Annotated in this window: 24 protein-coding genes; 1 reads left to right on the forward strand and 23 read right to left on the reverse strand. The window is 41.4% G+C overall.

The annotated features are described in order from the left end of the window. Positions 1 to 118: 118 nt before the first annotated feature. From panD to QNN06_RS22600, 9 genes are all read right to left on the reverse strand, one after another. Positions 119 to 502: an aspartate 1-decarboxylase gene (gene panD, locus QNN06_RS22560; protein ID WP_213120386.1), complete on the reverse strand. Its 384-nt coding sequence runs from the start codon at positions 500 to 502 to the stop codon at positions 119 to 121. A 29-nt stretch (positions 503 to 531) separates the two neighbouring features. Then, complete coding sequence (panC, locus tag QNN06_RS22565) at positions 532 to 1,380, reverse strand: pantoate--beta-alanine ligase (RefSeq protein ID WP_213120385.1); 849 nt, start codon at positions 1,378 to 1,380, stop codon at positions 532 to 534. Then, positions 1,377 to 2,213: a 3-methyl-2-oxobutanoate hydroxymethyltransferase gene (gene panB / locus QNN06_RS22570; protein ID WP_213120384.1), complete on the reverse strand. Its 837-nt coding sequence runs from the start codon at positions 2,211 to 2,213 to the stop codon at positions 1,377 to 1,379. The genes panC and panB overlap by 4 nt, the downstream gene beginning before the upstream one ends. A gap of 250 nt (positions 2,214 to 2,463) precedes the next feature. Beyond that, positions 2,464 to 3,441, reverse strand: coding sequence for a biotin--[acetyl-CoA-carboxylase] ligase (locus tag QNN06_RS22575; RefSeq protein WP_284035980.1), 978 nt, complete (start codon positions 3,439 to 3,441; stop codon positions 2,464 to 2,466). Beyond that, complete coding sequence (locus QNN06_RS22580; RefSeq protein ID WP_284035981.1) at positions 3,411 to 4,625, reverse strand: CCA tRNA nucleotidyltransferase; 1,215 nt, start codon at positions 4,623 to 4,625, stop codon at positions 3,411 to 3,413. The genes QNN06_RS22575 and QNN06_RS22580 overlap by 31 nt, the downstream gene beginning before the upstream one ends. A 12-nt stretch (positions 4,626 to 4,637) precedes the next feature. Next, positions 4,638 to 5,765, reverse strand: coding sequence for an N-acetyl-alpha-D-glucosaminyl L-malate synthase BshA (gene bshA / locus QNN06_RS22585; protein WP_217033526.1), 1,128 nt, complete (start codon positions 5,763 to 5,765; stop codon positions 4,638 to 4,640). A 3-nt stretch (positions 5,766 to 5,768) separates the two neighbouring features. Continuing rightward, positions 5,769 to 6,476 (reverse strand): bacillithiol biosynthesis deacetylase BshB1, encoded by a 708-nt coding sequence (bshB1, locus tag QNN06_RS22590; RefSeq protein ID WP_284035982.1) that lies wholly within the window; start codon positions 6,474 to 6,476, stop codon positions 5,769 to 5,771. Between the two features lie 24 nt (positions 6,477 to 6,500). After that, a complete protein-coding gene (gene dapB, locus QNN06_RS22595) occupies positions 6,501 to 7,304 on the reverse strand; it encodes a 4-hydroxy-tetrahydrodipicolinate reductase (protein ID WP_213120379.1) in 804 nt (267 codons plus the stop codon). A gap of 5 nt (positions 7,305 to 7,309) precedes the next feature. Continuing rightward, positions 7,310 to 7,636 (reverse strand): nucleotide pyrophosphohydrolase, encoded by a 327-nt coding sequence (locus QNN06_RS22600; protein ID WP_213120667.1) that lies wholly within the window; start codon positions 7,634 to 7,636, stop codon positions 7,310 to 7,312. Positions 7,637 to 7,854: 218 nt separating this feature from the next. Between QNN06_RS22600 and QNN06_RS22605 the strand changes: the two genes are divergently transcribed. Continuing rightward, complete coding sequence (locus tag QNN06_RS22605) at positions 7,855 to 8,727, forward strand: YitT family protein (RefSeq protein ID WP_213120378.1); 873 nt, start codon at positions 7,855 to 7,857, stop codon at positions 8,725 to 8,727. A gap of 34 nt (positions 8,728 to 8,761) precedes the next feature. On the opposite strand, the gene QNN06_RS22610 is transcribed toward QNN06_RS22605, so the two are convergent. From QNN06_RS22610 to aroH, 14 genes are all read right to left on the reverse strand, one after another. Next, the gene (locus QNN06_RS22610; protein WP_284035983.1) at positions 8,762 to 9,439 is read right to left on the reverse strand and encodes a zinc metallopeptidase; all 678 of its coding nucleotides are present in this window, start codon (positions 9,437 to 9,439) and stop codon (positions 8,762 to 8,764) included. A gap of 61 nt (positions 9,440 to 9,500) precedes the next feature. After that, positions 9,501 to 10,295, reverse strand: coding sequence for a sporulation protein YpjB (gene ypjB, locus QNN06_RS22615; RefSeq protein WP_284035984.1), 795 nt, complete (start codon positions 10,293 to 10,295; stop codon positions 9,501 to 9,503). A gap of 78 nt (positions 10,296 to 10,373) precedes the next feature. Beyond that, entirely contained in the window at positions 10,374 to 10,967 is a 594-nt protein-coding gene (gene lhaT / locus QNN06_RS22620) for a lipoprotein heptaprenylglyceryl N-acetyltransferase LhaT (protein ID WP_284035985.1), read from the reverse strand. 88 nt (positions 10,968 to 11,055) lie between these two features. Next, positions 11,056 to 11,832, reverse strand: a complete 777-nt coding sequence (locus QNN06_RS22625) for a menaquinol-cytochrome c reductase cytochrome b/c subunit (protein WP_284035986.1) — start codon at positions 11,830 to 11,832, stop codon at positions 11,056 to 11,058. 62 nt (positions 11,833 to 11,894) lie between these two features. Then, positions 11,895 to 12,569: a menaquinol-cytochrome c reductase cytochrome b subunit gene (qcrB, locus tag QNN06_RS22630; protein WP_213120374.1), complete on the reverse strand. Its 675-nt coding sequence runs from the start codon at positions 12,567 to 12,569 to the stop codon at positions 11,895 to 11,897. A gap of 3 nt (positions 12,570 to 12,572) precedes the next feature. Next, positions 12,573 to 13,076, reverse strand: coding sequence for a QcrA and Rieske domain-containing protein (locus tag QNN06_RS22635; RefSeq protein ID WP_213120373.1), 504 nt, complete (start codon positions 13,074 to 13,076; stop codon positions 12,573 to 12,575). Between the two features lie 141 nt (positions 13,077 to 13,217). Beyond that, the gene (locus QNN06_RS22640; RefSeq protein WP_284035987.1) at positions 13,218 to 13,682 is read right to left on the reverse strand and encodes a YpiF family protein; all 465 of its coding nucleotides are present in this window, start codon (positions 13,680 to 13,682) and stop codon (positions 13,218 to 13,220) included. A 395-nt stretch (positions 13,683 to 14,077) separates the two neighbouring features. Beyond that, a complete protein-coding gene (locus tag QNN06_RS22645; protein WP_213120371.1) occupies positions 14,078 to 14,644 on the reverse strand; it encodes a ReoY family proteolytic degradation factor in 567 nt (188 codons plus the stop codon). Positions 14,645 to 14,686: 42 nt separating this feature from the next. Then, positions 14,687 to 15,952, reverse strand: coding sequence for a tetratricopeptide repeat protein (locus tag QNN06_RS22650; protein WP_284035988.1), 1,266 nt, complete (start codon positions 15,950 to 15,952; stop codon positions 14,687 to 14,689). A 23-nt stretch (positions 15,953 to 15,975) separates the two neighbouring features. Next, positions 15,976 to 16,875, reverse strand: coding sequence for a hypothetical protein (locus QNN06_RS22655; RefSeq protein ID WP_284035989.1), 900 nt, complete (start codon positions 16,873 to 16,875; stop codon positions 15,976 to 15,978). A 104-nt stretch (positions 16,876 to 16,979) separates the two neighbouring features. After that, positions 16,980 to 18,269: a 3-phosphoshikimate 1-carboxyvinyltransferase gene (aroA, locus tag QNN06_RS22660; protein ID WP_284035990.1), complete on the reverse strand. Its 1,290-nt coding sequence runs from the start codon at positions 18,267 to 18,269 to the stop codon at positions 16,980 to 16,982. A gap of 26 nt (positions 18,270 to 18,295) precedes the next feature. Next, a complete protein-coding gene (locus tag QNN06_RS22665; RefSeq protein WP_284035991.1) occupies positions 18,296 to 19,402 on the reverse strand; it encodes a prephenate dehydrogenase in 1,107 nt (368 codons plus the stop codon). An 83-nt stretch (positions 19,403 to 19,485) separates the two neighbouring features. Continuing rightward, positions 19,486 to 20,574 (reverse strand): histidinol-phosphate transaminase, encoded by a 1,089-nt coding sequence (gene hisC / locus QNN06_RS22670; protein ID WP_284035992.1) that lies wholly within the window; start codon positions 20,572 to 20,574, stop codon positions 19,486 to 19,488. A gap of 44 nt (positions 20,575 to 20,618) precedes the next feature. Further along, the gene (aroH, locus tag QNN06_RS22675) at positions 20,619 to 20,993 is read right to left on the reverse strand and encodes a chorismate mutase (RefSeq protein WP_213120365.1); all 375 of its coding nucleotides are present in this window, start codon (positions 20,991 to 20,993) and stop codon (positions 20,619 to 20,621) included. Between the last annotated feature and the right edge of the window lies 1 nt (position 20,994).

The raw sequence follows: 20,994 nt of genomic DNA on the forward strand, positions 1-20,994 counted from the left end.
TCAACAGGCCCTTTAGCAGAGTCAACTCAAAAAAAGATGTAATTAGAATGATAAAAAAATAGCCGAGAAAGGTACTCTTTCTCGACAATCTGATCCCCCAAATAAAGGGGGACGTTTTTTACATAATTGTATGGGCTGGTTCGGCATGAATAAGTTCTTTTATTTGGTTAAATTCGTCCATAATCGCTACTTTTGGTTTATGGTAAGGGACTTTTTCTTCTGGTACAAGAGCATAGGAGATGATGATCACAATATCTCCAGGCTGTACAAGACGGGCAGCTGCCCCATTTAAGCAGACCACACCAGACCCTCTTTCACCAGGAATGATATAGGTTTCAAGACGAGCTCCGTTATTGTTATTGACAATTTGCACCTTTTCGTTCGGCACCATGCCAACTGCATCTAATAAATCTTCATCTATTGTAATACTGCCAACATAGTTTAAATTCGCTTCTGTGACTGTTGCACGATGTATTTTTCCGTTCATCATGTGGCGAAACATAAAATGTGGTTCCTCCTCTATTCAAGTGTCTACTCTATATCCAGAATGAGATTATCAATTAAACGAACCTTTGTAAATTTTACAGCAAGCGCAATGATTATCCTACCCTCTAATTTTTCCAGTGGTTTTAACTGTGGATAGGAATAAATCTCCGCATAGTCGACTACCCCAGACGAATTGCTCGTAATCATTTCTTTCATTAAAATGATTAAACTGTGAGGGTTCTGTTCGCCTTGATCAATTGCTTTTTTTGCTTCCTGCAGGCTTTTATACAAAACAACTGCCTGCTCTCTTTCTTCGGGCAGCAAATTGACATTGCGAGAGCTTTTGGCCAACCCGTCTTCTTCGCGGACAATTTCCACCGCCACCACGTCTAGTGGAAAATTGAGGTCAGAAACCAATCCTTCAATGACCGCCACCTGTTGCGCGTCTTTTTTGCCAAAATAAGCCCTTGTCGGCATGACAATATGGAAAAGCTTAGACACAACTGTAGCAACGCCATCAAAATGACCAGGGCGCGATTTCCCGCATAACACATCGGTCCGAGCCTGGACAATGACTTTCACCGAAGGTTCAGTTGGATACATTTCGTTGACTGTTGGGTAGAAAATGTAGTCGACATGTTCACATTCTGCCAGCGCCCGGTCTCGCTCAAAATCGCGAGGATATGTTGAAAAGTCCTCTGTTGGTCCAAATTGCAATGGATTGACAAAGATACTTAAGACCACAATATCATTTTCCTGTCGAGCCTGCTTTATAAGAGTGAGATGCCCTTCGTGAAGATATCCCATCGTTGGGACAAAGCCGATCGATTTACCCTCACTTTTTTGTTGTTTAATTTCAGTCTGCATCTCTTTTATGGTTGTAATAACCTTCATTCTTTACCTCCGTATAAAACGAGCAGTTGCTCTTCCTTCATGGTGTAGCTGTGCTTATCTTCAGGGAACTGTTTGTTTTTCACATCCTGGGCATACGCTTGGATTGATTCAATCATAAATGGACTTACAGAATGGTACTGTTTGACGAATTTAGGAACCCGTTCAACACCGTAGCCAAGAATATCATGATAGACAAGCACCTGGCCATCGACATCAATTCCTGCACCGATGCCAATTACCGGAATAGACAAGGATTTTGTTACTTGCTCCGCCAACTGCTTAGGAACACATTCCAAGACAAGCGCGAATGCTCCTGCTTCTTCGCATTTTTTAGCGTCTTCGATTAACTGTTTTGCTGCATCTGCATCTTTGCCTTGAACCTTGTAGCCGCCTAATACACCGACTGACTGCGGTGTTAAGCCAAGATGGGCACACACTGGAATTCCCGCTCGCGTCAGGGCAGCAATATGTTCGGTGACTTCATCTGCCCCTTCAAGCTTAACAGCATGTGCTCCGGTTTCCTGAATCAATCTGCCTGCGTTAACTAATGTATCCCTGACCGATAAATGGTAGGTTAAAAATGGCATGTCCACAACTATGAATGTTTCTTTAGCCCCGCGCTTGACAGCCTTTGCATGATGGATCATGTCATTCAATGTGACAGGAATAGTAGAATCATAACCAAGAACCACCATTCCGAGAGAATCACCGACGAGAATCATATCTACGCCGCCCTGTTCCGCCTGCTTTGCTGAAGGATAATCATAAGCCGTTAACATCACAATTTTTTCGTTCTTTTCTTTCATCTTCAGAAAATCTGTCGTTTGCTTCATCCTTATTCCCTCCTTAAATTAGGGGAGAGGTGATAAAACAAATGAGAAGCTAAATAAAAAAAATCCTTCTGAAGGCAGAAGGATTTTGGTTACTTACTTCTTGTTCCATCCCTCTGTCCCGGTCCGTTTGACGGATCTAGGCAGATACCTTTTAGTTTTATAGACTTCCAAGGTGCAGTTCCTTCAGGATACTGCCCATAAAAAAATTATAGCAAATATCATCCATTCCGTACAGAATGAAATGACAGGACTATAGTTCTATATCAGCGGAATAAACATGGTGAATCACACCGGATGCATCTTCAATCTTTAAAACGCCTTCATCGGTTATCCCGAGGGCTTTTCCTTCAATGACACCGGTCAAAGTTCTAGCTTTGAGCATTTTCCCAATACTTATGGCATAGCCTTCCCATAGCAATTTAATTGGGTAAAAACCTTTTTCGAGGAAGAGCAAATATAATTTTTCAAAATGGGTAAAAATACTTCTTATGATGCTGGCCCGTGAAAGCGCATCTCCTTTTTCAATCAACAAGGAGCTTGCAATATTTTGCAATTCAGGTGGAAAGTCATCCTTCGTCTGATTGACGTTCAAGCCCATCCCAATGATGATCGAATGAATCTGATCAGCCTCCGCCTGCATTTCAGTCAGAATGCCGGTTATTTTTTTCCCATTCAGTAAAATATCATTTGGCCATTTTATTTCCGGATTAAGGCCAGTCACTTCTTCGATTGCCTGAACAATAGCAACGGCTGTTAAAAGCGTTAACTGCGGCGCCTTTGTCAATGGAATATTGGGACGGAGGATGAGGCTCATCCAAATCCCTGTATATTTTGGTGAATGCCACGGGCGATTCATTCTTCCCCTGCCGGAAATTTGTTCCTCCGCTATTACAACTGTTCCCTCAGGCACATTTTCAGAAGCTAATCTGTGGGCAATCTTTTGGGTCGATTCCACGGTTTCTTCGTAATGGATGTTTTTTCCGATAAACTCCGTAGTTAAGCCAAGTCTAATTTCATCGGCAGTAATTTTTTCGGGTGTTTTGATAATTCGATAGCCTTTTTTTCTAACCGCCTCAAGTTCAAAGCCTTCTTTTCTTAATTCCTCAATATGCTTCCAGACTGCCGTTCGCGAGCAGCCAATTAATTCAGCAAGGAATTGACCTGATAAATAGGATTCACCAGCGCTGGTAAAGGAATCTAGCAGTTTTTTTCTTGTTTCTGACTGCACGCTTTCAGCCACTCCTTTATCTTTTCTTTTTCGTTTACAACTTCATTTTGCAAAACTGCATGTTCTATTCTAGTAAGCAGCTCTTTCAGCCATGGGCCACCTGCCTGTTTCCACCAAGCCATTATGTCGCTTCCGGTCACAGCCAGTTCAGATCGCTGCTTGATTGGCAGATTGTCGTAAGTGTTTAACCAATACTTTACAGAGTCATAATCATTTATGCCTTTTAAAACAAGATAAAGCTTTTCTGCGGATTGAATTGTCTCGCTGCCAGCCGTATATAAATCGTAACGGGACCAATCTTTTATGAGTCTTTGTTTGGCATATAGCAAGATGTCCTGAATTTCTTTCATTTCCTTTACAGGAAGTCGCCAATTCCGAAGAAAAGCGTCGCTATTTTGTTGATCAAGTTCTAAACAATAAAGGAGCAATGCCCACATTTCTTTCTTATTTAAGAAATCAAATGGATAAGAAAGTAATTTTTCAATTTTCAATTCCCGTTTCTTGAGCCCAGGTAAATATTCAAAAACCTGCGTTTCAAGCAAAATCCTGAAAGCATTTTTTCGATTGTCGCCAGAGAGCAGCTTTTCAAACTCGGATCTCTTCCTCTCGACAGCAATTTTATCGAGCAGGTGCGCATCCAATTTTAAAGCTAGTAATGTTTCACCTGCAATATGAAAAGAGAGCTGGCTGACAAAGCGTACCGCTCTCATCATTCTTAGGGCGTCTTCGCGAAACCGTTCCTCCGGGCTTCCCACCGTTCGAATAACCCTTTCCTTAATGGCTGTTTGGCCGTCAAAAGGGTCAATAATGCTGCCATTTGCATCCATAGCGATGGCATTCATGGTAAAATCCCTTCGCATCAGATCTTCGTTAAGATTGCGAATAAATGATACCTCCTTAGGCCTCCGAAAATCCTGATACTCTCCTTCGGTCCGAAAGGTGGTAATTTCATAAGAATTGTTTTTAAACAGGACAAGAACCGTTCCATGTTGAATACCGATATCAACAGTTTTAGGAAAAATCGCTTTCACTTCTTCAGGTGTGGCTGACGTCGCAATGTCGACATCGCTAATTTTATTTCCAAGTAAATAATCCCTAACCGATCCGCCCACAAAGTAGGCTTCATATCCAGCGGACTCAAGCCTTTTGATGACTGGAACAGCCGATAAAAAGGGTTCTTTCATATTTTTCTCACCTTATTTCAGCAGCTTAAAATAAAGCATTTCGTATTGCTCGACAATTTGCTCTGCTTTAAATTTCGTTTTAACTGTTACTTCTGACTGCTGTGAAAATTGCTGATGAAGAGCTCCATCATTCAATAGACGAATTGCTTTATCAGAAATATCCCCAATATCACCGACGTTACAAGTATAGCCCGTTTTGCCGTTCTCAATAACCTCAGGGATGCCTCCTACATTGGTTCCAATCACCGGTACTCCGCAGGCCATTGCCTCTAGGGCAACAAGACCGAAGCTTTCCTTTTCCGACAATAGGAGCATCAAATCGCTGATGGAATATAACTCTTCTAGGTTTTCTTGTTTTCCTAGGAAAATGACTTGATCCTCTAACCCAAGCTGTCTGACCAGTTTACAAACGATGGTCATTTCGGGTCCATCCCCGACTAGCAACAATTTCGCCGGCATCACAGCGGAGATATTGGCAAATGTTTTAACCACATCCTGGACGCGTTTGACGCCGCGAAAATTGGATACATGGATAATGACCTTTTCATCTTCCCTTATCCCAAATTCAGCTCTTAAATGATTGGAATCTGTTTTTTGATAAACTCGGTCATCAATAAAGTTATATACTGTTTCAATTTGCTTGTCAGGATTGATGACCTCATATGTCTGCTGGACCAATGCACTTGAAACAGCCGTCACCGCATCCGACTTTTCAATGCCAAATTTTATTGCATCTGTGAGGGACGGATCATACCCAAGCACGGTGATGTCAGTACCGTGCAGGGTGGTGACTATTTTTATATCCCTTCCTGCCATTTGCTTTGCCAAAATAGCGCAAACCGCATGCGGAATAGCATAATGGACATGAAGCAGGTCGAGTTTCTCTCGATTGGCCACTTCAGCCATCTTACTGGCGAGAGCGATATCATAGGGTGGAAATTGAAAAACCGAATATTGATTTACTTCTACCTGATGATAATAGATGTTGTGATAGATTTTGTTCAGCCGAAATGGGATGCTTGATGTTATGAAATGAATCTCATGCCCCTTCTCCGCCAGGAGTTTTCCCAATTCTGTCGCGACAACCCCGGAACCTCCGACAGTCGGATAACAGGTAATGCCAATTTTTAATTTTTTCATACGTTAATCTCCCAGCAAATCACGGTTCAATAGAATAGGAACCTTTGTTTTAAAGCCTTCCGCATATGTAACATTGACCAGTTTCCCAAACATTCTTTCTCTTGCCTCAACGGTTTCAATATAACCATTGACAAGAGGTGTGTCGTAGCTTGTATCTGTCCGGTCAAACTGGCTTTTATAGGATTGTAATGCCGCTATTTTTTTGTCCATAGACATGGAAATGTCGACAGTAAAGTCCGGCTTGTGAAAGCCATTTATCATATAAAAATACAATCTATTTACCCGATGGGGCTCGCTAGATTCTGTTTCAAATTTTTTTATTCCCGCCGAAAAAACCGCCTCTTCAACGAGACGGGCACAATTCCCATGATCCGGATGACGATCTTCCAAAAAAGGAGCAAACACGAGTTTCGGCTTATGTTGACGAATGATATCCGCTATCTTTCCTATGTATTCATCCTTTAAATATAACCCTCTATCAGGAAACCCGAGTGATATCCGGTATGAAACCCCTAAAACCTCTGCAGCCTTAGCCGCTTCCGCTTTCCTTAGTGTCACATTTCCGTTAGAGGAAAGATTCGCATCCGTTAAATCACATATTCCGATCTGATACCCTTCTGCTGTTAATTTTGCAATTGTACCTGCCATGCCGATTTCGACGTCATCGGCATGGGCCCCAAATGCAAGAATATCCAGTGATTTACCTTGCATGTCCTTCACCAACTTTGATTATTTTTAGTCCAAAATATTTTCCAGCCCGTACACAAAGCTGTTATGTTTCATAACTGTTTCAACAGCGACCTTTACACCGGACATAAATGATTCACGGTTATAGGAATCATGGCGGATGGTTAAGGTTTGTCCATCTGAACCGAATAATACCTGCTGATGGGCAATCAGCCCAGGCAAGCGGACAGAATGGATATGCATCCCGTCAAATTCAGCACCGCGTGCTCCTGTTATAGTTTCTTTTTCATTTGCATGACCTTGTTTTTTCGCTTCCCTGACAGCCGAAATCATTTCAGCCGTTTTAACTGCTGTACCGGACGGGGCATCTAGCTTTTTATCATGATGCAATTCAATAATTTCAACATCACGAAAATATTTTGCAGCAAGCTGCGAAAATTTCATCATTAACACTGCTCCTATTGCAAAATTTGGAGCGATAATACAGCCTAGCTCCTTTTCCTTGCAAAGGCGCTCTAATTCTTCCAGATTTTCTTTTGAAAAACCAGTTGTACCTACCACAGGCCGTACATTATAGCTAAGTGCCGTTTTGGCGTGCAACATGCCAAACTCTGGCGTTGTTAAGTCAATTAGTACATCTGCCTGAACATTTTGTAGACACTTTTCAATATCGGTATAAATGGGAACATTATGTATCGATTGAAAGCCTTCAATGTCGCTAAGCATCATTCCGTCATGTTTATGGTCAAGGACAGCCACTAGGTTAAAGTGTTCGGTTCCTGCCGCTAGCTTTACTGCTTCACTGCCCATTCGGCCTCTAGGACCTGCAATCATTATATTAATCTGCTCCATTTTTCTCACTCCATATTTTCCTGATTTTTTCTCGTCCAACGATCCTTATCCCGTGTATTAAACTTGTTCATCACATAATCATGCGCTTTTTCCAAATCAATGTTTAAGGAATTGGCAAGACAAATTAACACAAACAAAAGGTCGCCAAGCTCCTCATCAACAGCTTTCTCGCTTTCTGTTGATTTCTTCGGTTTCTCGCCGTAATAATGGTTGATTTCCCGTGCCAGTTCACCTAGCTCCTCTGTCAGTCTTGCGAGCATTGCCAAAGGACTAAAATATCCTTCTTTAAATTGACTTATATATGTATCAACTTCTTCTTGAAGTTCTTTCATTGTCTTACCATCAGCCAAACCTTATCACTCCAAACGATGCTGTTATTTGTCAGGCAGGCATGCTCCTGCTCACTATTTTATGTTAGCTAAATTATGGCTGATTTACAAATGTTTTCACCGGAATGATTGGAATTCGCTGGCCAGATTGCCCAACAATAAATTATTCGATATAATTAAATCCGCCATATGGAAGAAAAATATGGATGAGGAGGAAGGATATGATATTTAGCCTTAAAATAAAAAATATACTATTTATCCTGCTTGGCGCAGCGATATTTTCATTTGGACTGGTCCATTTTAATATGCAGAACAAACTGGCGGAAGGCGGGTTTACGGGGATCACTCTTTTGTTATTTTTCCTTTGGAAATGGGATCCGTCGTATACCAACTTGATTTTAAATATCCCGCTATTTTTTATAGGATGGAAGATGCTTGGTCGTAATGCCTTTTTTTACACCCTAATTGGAACAGTCAGTGTGTCCGTCTTTTTATGGATTATTCAGCGCAACGCGATTAACATGCCATTAAATCATGATTTAACGCTTGCTGCCCTGTTTGCTGGAGTTTTTGCCGGTATCGGATTAGGGATCATCTTCAGGTATGGCGGCACAACTGGTGGCGTTGATATTATTGCCCGGCTCGTCCAAAAATACTTTGGCTGGAATATGGGCAAAACGATGTTTCTGTTTGATGCCTGTGTCATCACTCTCTCCTTAATCACCTATTTGAATTACAAACAGGCGATGTATACCTTGGTTGCCGTTTTTGTTGGGGCCAGGGTAATAGACTTTATTCAAGAAGGTGCCTACTCAGCAAGAGGCGCGATGATTATTTCCGAGAAAAACGAAGAAATCTCCGCTAAAATTATGGAGGAGATGGAACGCGGTGTTACAGCTCTGAAAGGTTTCGGTTCCTATACAAAAAACGAACGGGACGTCCTATATTGTGTGGTCGCTAAGAATGAAATTATGCGTTTAAAAAATCTGATTACTTCAGTCGACCCGTATGCATTTATCTCCATTTCTATCGTCCATGATGTCCACGGGGAAGGCTTTACGCTGGATGAGAATAAAATGCCGATAACAGACTAAAAGACTGACTCGGGAACGAGTCAGTCTTTTCTGGTTAATCTTCACTTCGATTCATCCCAGTAAAAATTAATACTAATCTAAGTAATTCCAGAACGGCTACTGCTGCCGCTGCTACATAAGTAAGGGCTGCCGCGTTTAAAACCTTGCGGGCCTCCCTTTCCTCTCCGCTGCCGACCAATCTAAGTGAGGCAATTTGGTCCATGGCCCGGCTTGAGGCGTTAAATTCAACAGGAAGAGTTACAATTTGAAAAAGTACAGCCGCTGCCATACAAATAATTCCTAACAGCAGCATTCCTGACAGATGGGCAAATATGCCGATCATGATAAGAATCCACGAGGCATTTGAACCAAGGTTTGCAACTGGAACTAAGGCATGGCGAAACCGCAAAAATGCATATCCTTGAGCATCTTGGATGGCATGTCCGCATTCGTGAGCCGCAACTGCTGCCGCTGCAATGGAATGTCCGTGGTAATTTTCTGGTGACAAACGAACAGTTTTGCTGCTTGGGTCATAATGATCGCTTAAAAATCCCCGGCCTTCTTCTACGGCAACATTATACAAACCGTTGGCATTCAATATTTCTCGGGCCACTTCTGCACCTCTACGATATGTTGCGGCAGAAATTCTAGAATATTTTGTAAATGTACTTTTTACTTTCCACTGTGCCCACAAAGGAATCAGAATGATGAAAGCAAAATATAGCAAATACATGATGAAACCTCCTAAGAGAGCTCTTTGATGATTTACATTTTAGTAAAAGGGATTAGAGGCGTCAATCTTTATGCTCTCTGGACCGGTCTTTTCTAACATCCTTTTCCCCTTGGTACTTCCTCCAGCCGACATAAGATAATGTCGCAATGATAATACTCCCTGTTGAAATGATCACCCACCAAAGGGAAGGATCGGCCTCATCATCCTCGATATTGGCAAATAAATTCTGCAGATCTGTGTCAAGTTTATCTAGCTCTACCCGGCCTTGTGAATCAGTTAAAACTTGAGAGCGATATTCATCAATAAATTTGATACGTGCATCTAATCTTTGTATATTTTCCACAGGAACATCAATTTTCATACTTGGATAAATGACGTTATAGAGAGATAAAAACGTATTAAAACTCGCATGGAAATTCGCAGAATTACCGGTCACAGCTGCTTCCTTGGCTTGGTGGAACGCTGTCATGATTGGACCTTCCATCTCCGTCCATAAGGGCTGATGACTTGTGGCAATCGCATCCATAACCAGCCTGAATTTCGTCAACTTATTAATACGCTCCTCATGTTTCATATCTGGACTTACTGCTGCTTCCATTGCTTCGTCATGTGAAGTGTTAATGATTCGAACCTCATCCATTGTTAATGGCTGTCCGGTGACTGTAACACCTTTAAACTGATCAGAAAAATAATCAAGCAACTTCCTGGCGTCATCATATCTATGAAACTTGACCATTTGAAGAGCTTCATCGGAAATGTCATCAAGCCGCTCCATTGGGGATTGTCCTTCCGCATATACTGATATCGGCATTAGTAAACATATAATTGCTAATAACAGGAACTTCTTTATATTCACTAACCTTGTCCCCCTTTTCGTTACTAATAAAATGTATGAAAGGGTGGACAAGGTTAGACCATAATTTATAGCTGAGAATTATTTAATTTCAAGTTTAAAACTTTTTTGGCGTATACAAAGATAATAGGCAATTCCAATGGAAAGAATAGACAGCCAAAACGTAAAGTAGCCGATTTGCGGGATATAACGGTCAAGCATTTGATAGCTTGGCAGCATAAAGAAAACATAATCGATGATATCATTATGCAGTGTCCAAATTGCAGTCACTACTAAATGCCATAGTTTGAGACGATAAAACGGTGCGAATAAGAGCCCTTGGACTGCCATGGCAAAATGAGAGAAAATCAACATATAACCGACTGGATCCAATTCCCCTTGAACAACAAAAACAAGGATATTCATCACGACAGCCCAAATTCCATATTTAAAAAGTGTGACAATGGCCAGTGCTTCCATCAGCGGCCAATTTTTTCTTAATAAAAAGGCAATAAGGACAAAAACAAAAAAGAGGCTTGCAGTGGGACTGTCCGGTACAAAAATTAAAAATATAGCCGGGGTATTCTCCAACTGCCATCCATACCAATAATACCCATAGATTGTCCCAGCTATATTAACAATTAATAGCAATTTAAGAATCGACCGATTGGCCATAAGAGGGTAAATCCAGCGCACAATGACTCCCCTTCCATTATTCGTTTTTAGTTTGTTGCAGAATATACAAAAAAGCTGACGTAATCCCGTCAGCTTTTATAGTGCAGCATTATTTTGCGCCAAGTCCAGAGATAAATTCAGATAGCTTTTTCAGCTGTTCGTCATCACCTTTAAAGATACCTGGAGGCATTTTGCCGCCTTTACCCTCTTTTGCAATCTTGGCGATTTCTTCAGGTTTTAAACCTGTACCGATCAAGGTTGGTGCACCGGCACCGCCTTGAAGATTTTCACCATGACATGTTAAACATGTGTTATCTTTAGCGATTTGATATCCTTCTGCAGTCTTATCAATATCGACTTTTTCAACGATTTTCCCTTGACGCTCAGCAGCTGCCCAGTCATGTGTAGCTACAGATTGCCAAGTTAAAAATACAGTCGCAGCCAATGCCAATAACATAGCTCCTGTTGCAATTGGACGCTTACTCGCACGGCGTTCAGGTCCATTATCAAGGAATGGAGCCAATAATAATCCTCCAAAAGCAAGTCCTGGGATAATCATTGCACCAATAACCGTATATGGCCCGGATGCGTAAGTATACTTTAACAATTGGTACAAGAATAAGAAATACCAGTCTGGTAATGGAATATAACCTGTATCCGTCGGGTCCGCAATCCTTTCAAGTGGAGCCGGATGAGCAACGGTTAAACATAAAAAGCCAACAAGGAAAACTGCACCTATCATCCATTCTTTCAAAAGGAAGTTAGGCCAGAAGGCTTCTGTTTTGCCAGGGTATTCTGAATAATCTTTAGGAAGTTTCGGTTTTCTTGATTCAGGTGCAACTACGCGTGAATCACCGACAAACTTCATACCTTTACCGCGATGCATTGAGCAATCCCCTCCTTTTTCATCGTAATATGAAAACTTTCTAGTTTAGATTAAAATTTGAATCATAGCGGTCCAGAAATACCTTGTCTGCGAATCATGACAAAGTGTGCTGCCATTAACCCAAATAATACTCCTGGCAGGAAGAATACATGAATAGCAAAGAAACGGGTTAATGTCTGCGCACCGACAATAGTTTCATGTCCGGATAACAGAATTTTAACATAGGAACCGATAAACGGCGTCGCTTCAGCAATTTGCAAACCTACCTTCGTTGCAAACAGTGCTTTCATATCCCAAGGTAAAAGGTAGCCTGTAAAACCTAAGCCAAGCATGACAAAGAAAATCAGTACTCCGACAATCCAGTTTAATTCACGAGGTTTTTTATAGGCTCCTTGGAAAAAGACTCGAAGCGTATGTAAAAACATCATAACTAATACTAAGCTTGCTCCCCAGTGGTGCATTCCACGGACAATTTGTCCGAATGCAACTTGGTTTTGCAGATAAAAAACAGATTCCCATGCGTTTTTGATGTCCGGCACATAATACATGGTTAAAAACATACCGGAAAGAATTTGAATTACAGTAACGAAAAATGTCAGACCGCCAAAGCAATAGACAAACGCAGAAAAATGATGGGCAGGGTTAACATGCTCAGGCACTTCATGGTCTGCGATATCGCGCCACATAGGCGTAATATCTAAACGTTCATCTACCCAATCGTAAATTTTGTTTAACAATGATTACGCCTCCTTCCGTGGTTTTGCTTTTCCTAAGTATAGGAAACCGTCTTTTTCCTTGTATGGATATACATCTAGCGGGTGAAGTGGTGGTGTACCAGGAATGTTGGTACCATCCTTCGTATAACGGCCGTAATGGCACGGACAGAAGAATTGTTCCGGATGTTCCTTGTCAGAATTCCAGTTAACGGTACAGCCCAAATGTTTACATACTGGCGACAGTGCAATAATCTTATCTCCGTCTTTGTAAACCCACGCAGATTCGGTTACATCTGACTCATACCAGGCATCCTTCTGCTTGAACGTGAAGTCTACACGAACCGGTTCGTCAGTAAGTTCTGACACTTTTTTCGGAGTTGCGATGAAATCACCGCCAGCTTCGGCCTTTAACACTGGGTCAACTGCAAATCTTACCATTGGCATTAACATGCCGGCAGCCATGAAACCGCCTACACCTGTTAATGTGTAGCTTAAGAATTGACGTCTAGAAACGCGCTCTTTACTCATGATTATCCCCCCTCTATTCACGAAGTAAGTCCAGCGGACATTTAATTAAACACATATAAAACTAGGACATAACAATGATATATCAACTTCTGAGTAAGGTCAATATCAATACTGTTTTAAAATAAGGATTATGAATAGTTTTTACGCTTTTTGATGCCACTTTTGTGTGAATAGTGCTAAAAGCTGCTTTACTTGGCTGTCCATCATTTTTAATTTCTGCGTATCATTCATCTGTTCGAGAGGTATCGAGGGAACCCAGATAACAGCACCATCAAGTTCGTTTTCACGTGATCTCCATTCGATATCCGAGGTAATATAAAATACATGTTTAAATTCAGCCTCTAGTATGTTCACCTCCCAATTCTTTAATTCGCCTAAAACTTTTTCGCCTGAATCATTTTTTAAATATGTAAATGGCGGGAACAACAAAATTCTTCCTGTAAATTGTCTTTCAAGATGAGTGGTCAACAGGCCAATAAATTCGGCTGCTTCTGCTGATTCTTTCATCTCCCCGCCAATGGCTACCGAATATAACGGTACAACAGCGGTATCGACGTACTCCTTCGCATTTAAGTAGGTCTCAACCTCTTGGGATATCCATTTCATCTATGTTACACCAACCTTTATTCATCGCTACCCCTATATTATCATTATCTCCTAAAACTTTAAAAGAAAATAAAACTTATAAAAAAATTTGTTTAAAATAACAAAAAAAGCGGAAGCGCCTTGACCAGGGCCTGCAGCTAGATAAAAAAAAAGTCTGCTTATAGCAAACTTCTGCAAAGGGGCCTGTCGATTTCCGCTCCGGGCACTCTCTTTCCGCGGAGGTCCTGAAGCCTCCTCGGCGCTGAAAGCGCCTGCGGGGTCTCCAGTGACCTCTATATCCCGCTGGAGTCCCAATGCCCTCCGCTCCAATCAACAGAGAGTCAATCAATCTAAGTATAGTAATTTAGATAAATAAAATGGCTATCGAGAATAACTCGACAGCCTCTGACGTCTGCTTAGCGCAGGCTTCCTTTTGGTTCGGATGATTTTAATTTATTTAGTTGTTTGGTTAATCGTTCAAAAGCGGGGCGGTCTTGTTTATCTAAGGCCTCATCTATTAATTGGAGGAGTTTTTCCCGCTGAAAGCGTTCGATACTGTTTTGCAAAAATTGCTCTGCTACGATTCCATCCTTCTCATTTACCTGGAGGTGTTTCGGAACGTATGGATTCTCCTCCAAAACAGCTGCATACTGGTGTGCTTGATTAGAAGCATGAAAATTTAATTGAATATAAATGTCCTCATCGCGATTCAAGCGAATATCATGGAAGGACTTTTCGGCATCTGTGGTCATCACATTTTCTTTATAAAAGCGGAATGGCACTTTATCCACACAATGAGTCGACATGATCAGGCCGCGCGGACAATATTGGGCCTGCTCCACAAAATGAACTTTTTCCATAAGCTGATCGTGACTCATTAAATAATTTAGAATCCATACACATTCTCTTCTTTTTAATTGATAATGATTTAAAAACCAGCGTATAAAATCCTTCTTCTCGTTGACAGAAACAGGGGTTGCCATAGTCGTATTCCCTCCTCTGCATATTCATCTTTTTTGTTTTATTTATTCTTCAAATTCGTCAAGACGTTCAAGCACATCCAGATACTCGCTGTTGGTTGGATCAAATGCGAGCAGTTGTTTAAAAATTTCGGCGGCAGGGGTGGTTTTTCCTTCTTCCATTAGAAAATATCCATAATCCTGTAAAAAAGTTTCGTTATTCTTAAAAAAAGTATATGCACTTTCATATTTGTCTAATGCTTTTGAATATGACTCCAACTTTTGATAAGCAAGGGCTGAGTCCCATAGAAGCTGAGGCTCTTCGTCATCGGTCAATCCAAGATCTGACAGAAGAAGTAAAACATCCTCATAGCGCTCTTCCTGTAAAAATAGCTTATTCAGCACCACTACAGCCTGAGTGAATCCGGGGTCCAAAACAAGTGCTTCCCGCAAATATTGTTCAGCCTCGGGAAGTTTCCCTAGCTTGGCGGCAATTTGACCACCATAGAAAAATAAATCTTTATTAAACTCGTCAAGTTTAATGCCCTCTTGAACAATCCGGAAGCTATTTTCAAGCTCTTCCTCCCGCTCATAAGCCTTTCCAAGAAGTAAGTAAAGCGAATGATATTCCGGATCTAGTTCTTTTAATTCTGTAAACTTTTCGATAGCTGTCCGGTTGTAGCCTGCCTGTAGGGCTGTGAAAGCGTAACCAAAAAGTGTGTTTATTTCTAATTTCTCTTCAAGCGCTTTGTCGTAATAAACTAATGCTTCTTCAAAAACGCCGGATGCACTTAACAGGTCTGCCATTCGGGCATGAATGTTAACACTGGCAACTTCAGTTGTCTCCTTAAGAACCTTTTCATAGGCATTTAATGCTGCTGTTACTTCCCCTTGTTCACTGTAAAGCTCGCCTAGTGCAAAATCAATGATGATTTCATTTGGTAAGATTTCCTTTGCTTTTAAGAGTTTGTTTTCACAAACTTCATATAATCCTTGCAGCTGATAAAGGTCAGCCATGAGCAGCAAGCTTTGCGCATAATGAACATCAAGTTCGGAAACTCTTTCCAAAACAAGAATGGCTTCTTCCTCTTCACCTGCTTCAATCAGAATTTCACCAAGAAGAATCAGCAGTTCTCCTTCTTCAGGATAGCTGTTTAACAAATTCTCTACCAAGGCCCTTGCTTCGTCGAGAAAACCATATTGGAATAACTCTTCACCAAGAAGAAATTTCTCTTCTGGCATGCCGCTTTGTAGTACAACATTATATTCATTTAAGGCCTCTTTATGTTGGCCGTTTTCTAACATCGTAATAATTTTTTTGATTCGCTCCATTGACATATACCTCTCCCGTTTACTTACAAGGAAAAAAACGATGGTGTTCGCACGTTTACATATTCTCCATATCCTGGTTTAAATAATACCTCTTTCCCGGAACGGACGATTTTTCCCTTGTGTACTGTGATTGCTAGTCTATCACCATAATAATGAAATAAAGCAGCTTCATCAACATTGATGATTTCCCTGGACTTTTCATATAGATTATAGCTTAGTTCTGTCCCGTTCATCAGGCTGCCTTTATGCGGAAATAAACCAATCTTATTTAAAACAGTTGCTGAGAGCGGTATGTTTTCTTCTAATTCCTCTAATAGGGCCGGTATTTTTTCCTTTTCCATTATAGTTAACCATTTCGACAGAACGGCCTTTGCTTCCTTCTTTTCTGTTGAAGAAATAATTGGAATTAACGGGCAATTGTAGGGAAATAACGCTTCTCTAATCCATCCCCATGGTACGGACGCTAATTCATCAGGGTTATCCAAATCAACAAAAATAGCAGGCACTTTTTCTTTTTTACATTTGCGGATCATTGAGGGGGTAATCAGTCGCATTGGTATTTTTACCCCGATTAGATAATCAATTGGGCTGCTGCTAAGGGCAACTTTCAGTTCATTGATTTTATCGGGTATTTCCTCTGCAAAGGAAGCCTGTACATAAGTGAATAAGGTAGTGGAGCCCTTCGTAAGAAAGTAATCAATCATCCATTTTTTCATGTCTTGAAACGAGTTTTTCAGTGGAATGTTTGAATTCAACAGGACAAATGAAGGGGTCATGATATATGGCTCTAGGTCCATTTTAATATGACGGTAGTACTTAAAATTTGATTGGATGGAAGCAATCCGGTTGTCTTGTATGAATAACGAGCAAGTTTTCAGCTCTTTCCTTTTTAGGATATTGGCATTTTCAATGATATACGCCATCCTCTCACCCTTTTCATCTGTTTAAGACAAGCTATGCGGATTTTTGAAAAAGTATGATAGGGCATGAGGCTTAAAAAGGAAAAACTGCCCCGGAAGGCAGCTTTTTAGTGAATTAGACTTTCTAAATGTGTAAAGAAATTAGGGTAGGAAACGGCTATTGCTTCTGGGTTTTCCAAGGTGACCTCACCTTCACAAAGGAGAGAAGCGATGGCAAGCATCATGCCGATTCGATGGTCCCCATGACTGGACACCACTCCGCCATGTAGTTTGGTTCTGCCGTGAATAATCATCCCATCCTCTGTAGCTTCGATGTCAGCACCAAGTTTCTTAAGCTCCTGAACAACTGTATCAATCCTGTTCGTTTCCTTTACCTTTAACTCCTCTGCATCCTTTATGACTGTTTTACCTTCGGCCTGCGTGGCAAGAAGAGCAATGACGGGAATTTCGTCGATTAATTTAGGAATTAACTCGCCTTCGATTACCGTACCGTTCAAGCTTGATGTTCTGATTACAAGATCTCCCGCTGGCTCGAAAGAATCATCCTCCGTCTGGAAAATCTCTAGTTCAGCGCCCATGTTTTTCAGAACCTCAATGATCCCTGTCCGGGTCGGATTTAAACCTACGTTTTTCAGAACGATTTCACTATTTGGCACAACAGCGCCGGCAACTAGGAAAAAAGCAGCGGAAGATATATCTCCCGGCACATTTACACTTGCTGCAGACAGCCTTTGTCCCCCTTCTACCCTAATGGTTAGACCTTCTTTAGAAATCTTACCGCCAAACTTACGAATCATTCTCTCGGTATGATCACGAGTATTGGCCGGTTCTAAAATCGTCGTTTCGCCTTCGGCCTGAAGACCGGCGAGAATCAGTGCTGATTTTACCTGCGCACTTGCTACTGGAAGTTCGTAATGAATAGCATTTAATTTGCCACCTCTTATGGAGATGGGAGTAAATGCCCCATTTTTCCGACCGTCGATGGCCGTACCCATTTTCGATAATGGACCTGTTACTCTGGTCATAGGTCTTTTCGCTATTGACTCATCACCCACAAGTGTAGAGAAAAATGGTCTGCCCGCTAATATTCCCATTAGTAATCGTATGGTTGTGCCGGAATTGCCGACATCTAAAACTTCGTCAGGTTCGGTTAAGCCTTCGAAACCCTTGCCTAAAATGCGGAGTTCTCCGCCATTTTCTTCAATGGTTACCCCGAGATTACGAAAACAGGAAATGGTGCTTAGGCAATCATCACCTGGTAAGAAATTCGTGACCCGCGTTTCTCCGTGGGCAATCGAACCAAACATGACAGAACGATGGGAGATTGATTTATCCCCTGGAATCGTTATTTCTCCAGTTAAACTTTTATTATTTGTTGCTAGCTTTAATGAAGTCATGTCATCACCTTTTAATTTAAATCTTTTTAACTCCCATTCGAGGTGGAGTAGTTTGTATAAGTAAGAATGCACTTCTCGGCTCTTTGCCTGTCTCCTTCTGTTTGAAAACTAATGACAAGGACACCGATAATATCCTCACGTGTTTCGAGAATGCGAATATTTGTGATACTGATATTTTCCTTCGCCAAATAACCGGTCACTTCAGAAACAATCCCGGGAACGTCCGGAATATCAACATATAAATCATAAAAGGCTGGGATTGCACCCTTTTCTTTGGCCGGAAGGCTGTCCCGATATTGTTTAGCCTGATAGAAATATTGATAGATATCCTTTTCGTTACCTGTTTGGAGTAATTCCTTTACCCCTTCCATTTCTTCCTGCCACTGATTTAATAGAGCAATTAAATTTTCCCGATTGTGAAGCAAAATATCCTTCCACATATTTGGACTGCTGGAGGCAATCCTGGTAATGTCTCTAAAACCTCCTGCCGCAAGACGGGGGATTAAGGATTCCGATTCAGACAATTTCTCTGTCTGGCGGACAATGGATGCGGCAATGATATGCGGAAAGTGACTGACAATGCCTGTCAGATAATCATGGTTATCAGGTGTTATCGTCAAAAACTTCGCTTTTGTTCCTTTTAACCAGTCCTTAAGCTCATCTACCTTACCTGTGTCGGCCACTTCTTCAGGGGTTAAAAGATAAAAAGCATTTTCAAACAAGATATCCTTCGCAGCTGAAACACCACTTTTATGCGACCCCGCCATCGGATGACCACCAATGAAGGTGATTCCCTTGTCCCTTAAATCAGCAGCATTTTCGACGATTATCTTTTTTGTGCTGCCCGTATCAGTAATAATGACATCCGGTTTTAATGGTAATGTGGAGAGAGCCTTAAGTATCGTTTTCGAATCATTTACAGGTGCGGAAACGATGATTAAATCAGCATACTGTGAGCCATCGGGAATATTCTCCGCTGTTTCATCAATGACACCCAGCATTTTGGCAAGTCTGACCTGTTCTCTATTAATATCAAATCCTATAATGGTCGATTCCGGATGCTCTTTTTTTATACAAAGCGCCAGCGAGCCCCCGATTAACCCTAATCCAATAACAAAAACCCGGCCTTTCAATGGATCACTCCCCCTAAAACAAAAAGCGTAAGGCGCCTATCTATCGGCGCCATATGCTGGACAATTTTCTTAGGCACTGCTGTTTATTTTTCTGAAAGGAATTGCTCTAGAACCTTAATTAATCCTTCATTTTGTTCAGGAGATCCTACTGTAATTCTTACCGCTGTTGGAAAACCAAGTGCTTTACCGGAGCGGACAATATAGCCTCGTTCTAACAAATACTGAAATACCTCATTCGCCTCTACTTGAAAATCGATTAAAACGAAATTCGTTTGGGACGGATAAAATTTCAGGCTGTTGTTCTCGCAAAATTCGTAATATTGAGCAAGACCCTGTCTATTTTTCTGTTTGCATTGTTCGACAAACTCTTGGTCGGAAAGAGCTTCAGCTGCGGCAAGCTGCCCTAATGAGTTTACGTTAAATGGTTCTCTGGCTGGCTCAAGTGCTTTGATAATGCTGCTATTGGCAATACCATAACCGACACGGACCGCCGCTAAGCCATAAACTTTTGAAAATGTCCTGAGTACAATCAAGTTCGGATACTTCCGCGCGAGACTGATGGAATCATAGTAATCTTCCGCCACCACATATTCATAGTAGGCTTCATCAAGTACTACAAGAATATGTTCGGGAACTTGATCTAGGAATGGAATCAGTTTACTTTCCGGTATATATGTACCAGTTGGATTGTTCGGACTGCACACCCAAATAACATTGGTTTGATCATCAATGGCCGTCAAAAATCCCTCTAAATCATGCTCCCCATCAATGTCTGGCACCTCTTTAATGATAGCCCCTTCAATTACAGCATTGTGCTTATATTGGGAAAATGTATGGGTCGACATGATCGTGCTGGCACCTGGATGCAGGAGCGCCCTTGAAATCATCTGGATAAGGTTATCTGAACCGTTTCCAAGGATGATTTCATCCTCGCCCACTTGTAGGAAGGAAGCAAGCTTTTCTCTTAAAATTGTGGCATACCCATCAGGATAAATAGCAAGGCTTGTCGAATTTTCTTTTAGTGCAGAAAGAGCCGCTTGTGAACATCCAAACGGATTTTCATTCGAAGCCAGCTTAATAATTTGCTCTAAATTATATTGTCTTTTTACTGATTCAATGGATTTCCCTGGTTGATATGGTGTAAGAGTTAATAATTGTTCTTTCCATCTCATGATCATATACATCCTTTCTATATTTTTCTAAAATGGACAGAGCCCTATAATGACAAGCTGCTGCCTAAGTCTGGTCTAAGTGCCACTGCATCCTTTAAATAGACATGAATGATGTCTTCTTGGGATATAGAGGTGTTGACGTGCATCATGATTCTTACGCACATTTTTAAAGAACCTGGAACAGGAATCTCTCTCATGCATACGACCGGAACATATGTCCAGCCAGCGAAATTACGCAATGCCTTTGCAGGAAAAACGGCATTGACATCCTCAGTTGTAGAAATAAAAACGGATGCGACGGAGTCCGGCTCGATATGATTGACCTCAATCAATTTTGCCAAAAGCTCCTCGGTTGCAGATACAATCGCTTCTTCCGTGTTAGCGTCAACCGTTGTCGCTCCTCTCACCCCTCTAATCATG

Source organism: Neobacillus sp. 114 (genome assembly GCF_030127045.1).
Lineage (GTDB): Bacteria > Bacillota > Bacilli > Bacillales > Cytobacillaceae > Neobacillus > Neobacillus rhizophilus.

Coding starts and splice junctions, on each gene's coding strand:
- panD (WP_213120386.1), bottom strand. CDS start 502: ATGTTTCGCCACATGATGAACGGAAAAATACATCGTGCAACAGTCACA.
- panC (WP_213120385.1), bottom strand. CDS start 1,380: ATGAAGGTTATTACAACCATAAAAGAGATGCAGACTGAAATTAAACAA.
- panB (WP_213120384.1), bottom strand. CDS start 2,213: ATGAAGCAAACGACAGATTTTCTGAAGATGAAAGAAAAGAACGAAAAA.
- QNN06_RS22580 (WP_284035981.1), bottom strand. CDS start 4,625: ATGAAAGAACCCTTTTTATCGGCTGTTCCAGTCATCAAAAGGCTTGAG.
- bshA (WP_217033526.1), bottom strand. CDS start 5,765: ATGAAAAAATTAAAAATTGGCATTACCTGTTATCCGACTGTCGGAGGT.
- bshB1 (WP_284035982.1), bottom strand. CDS start 6,476: ATGCAAGGTAAATCACTGGATATTCTTGCATTTGGGGCCCATGCCGAT.
- dapB (WP_213120379.1), bottom strand. CDS start 7,304: ATGGAGCAGATTAATATAATGATTGCAGGTCCTAGAGGCCGAATGGGC.
- QNN06_RS22600 (WP_213120667.1), bottom strand. CDS start 7,636: ATGAAAGAACTTCAAGAAGAAGTTGATACATATATAAGTCAATTTAAA.
- QNN06_RS22605 (WP_213120378.1), top strand. CDS start 7,855: ATGATATTTAGCCTTAAAATAAAAAATATACTATTTATCCTGCTTGGC.
- QNN06_RS22610 (WP_284035983.1), bottom strand. CDS start 9,439: ATGTATTTGCTATATTTTGCTTTCATCATTCTGATTCCTTTGTGGGCA.
- QNN06_RS22625 (WP_284035986.1), bottom strand. CDS start 11,832: ATGCATCGCGGTAAAGGTATGAAGTTTGTCGGTGATTCACGCGTAGTT.
- QNN06_RS22635 (WP_213120373.1), bottom strand. CDS start 13,076: ATGAGTAAAGAGCGCGTTTCTAGACGTCAATTCTTAAGCTACACATTA.
- QNN06_RS22640 (WP_284035987.1), bottom strand. CDS start 13,682: ATGAAATGGATATCCCAAGAGGTTGAGACCTACTTAAATGCGAAGGAG.
- QNN06_RS22645 (WP_213120371.1), bottom strand. CDS start 14,644: ATGGCAACCCCTGTTTCTGTCAACGAGAAGAAGGATTTTATACGCTGG.
- QNN06_RS22650 (WP_284035988.1), bottom strand. CDS start 15,952: ATGGAGCGAATCAAAAAAATTATTACGATGTTAGAAAACGGCCAACAT.
- QNN06_RS22655 (WP_284035989.1), bottom strand. CDS start 16,875: ATGGCGTATATCATTGAAAATGCCAATATCCTAAAAAGGAAAGAGCTG.
- aroA (WP_284035990.1), bottom strand. CDS start 18,269: ATGACTTCATTAAAGCTAGCAACAAATAATAAAAGTTTAACTGGAGAA.
- hisC (WP_284035992.1), bottom strand. CDS start 20,574: ATGAGATGGAAAGAACAATTATTAACTCTTACACCATATCAACCAGGG.
- aroH (WP_213120365.1), bottom strand. CDS start 20,993: ATGATTAGAGGGGTGAGAGGAGCGACAACGGTTGACGCTAACACGGAA.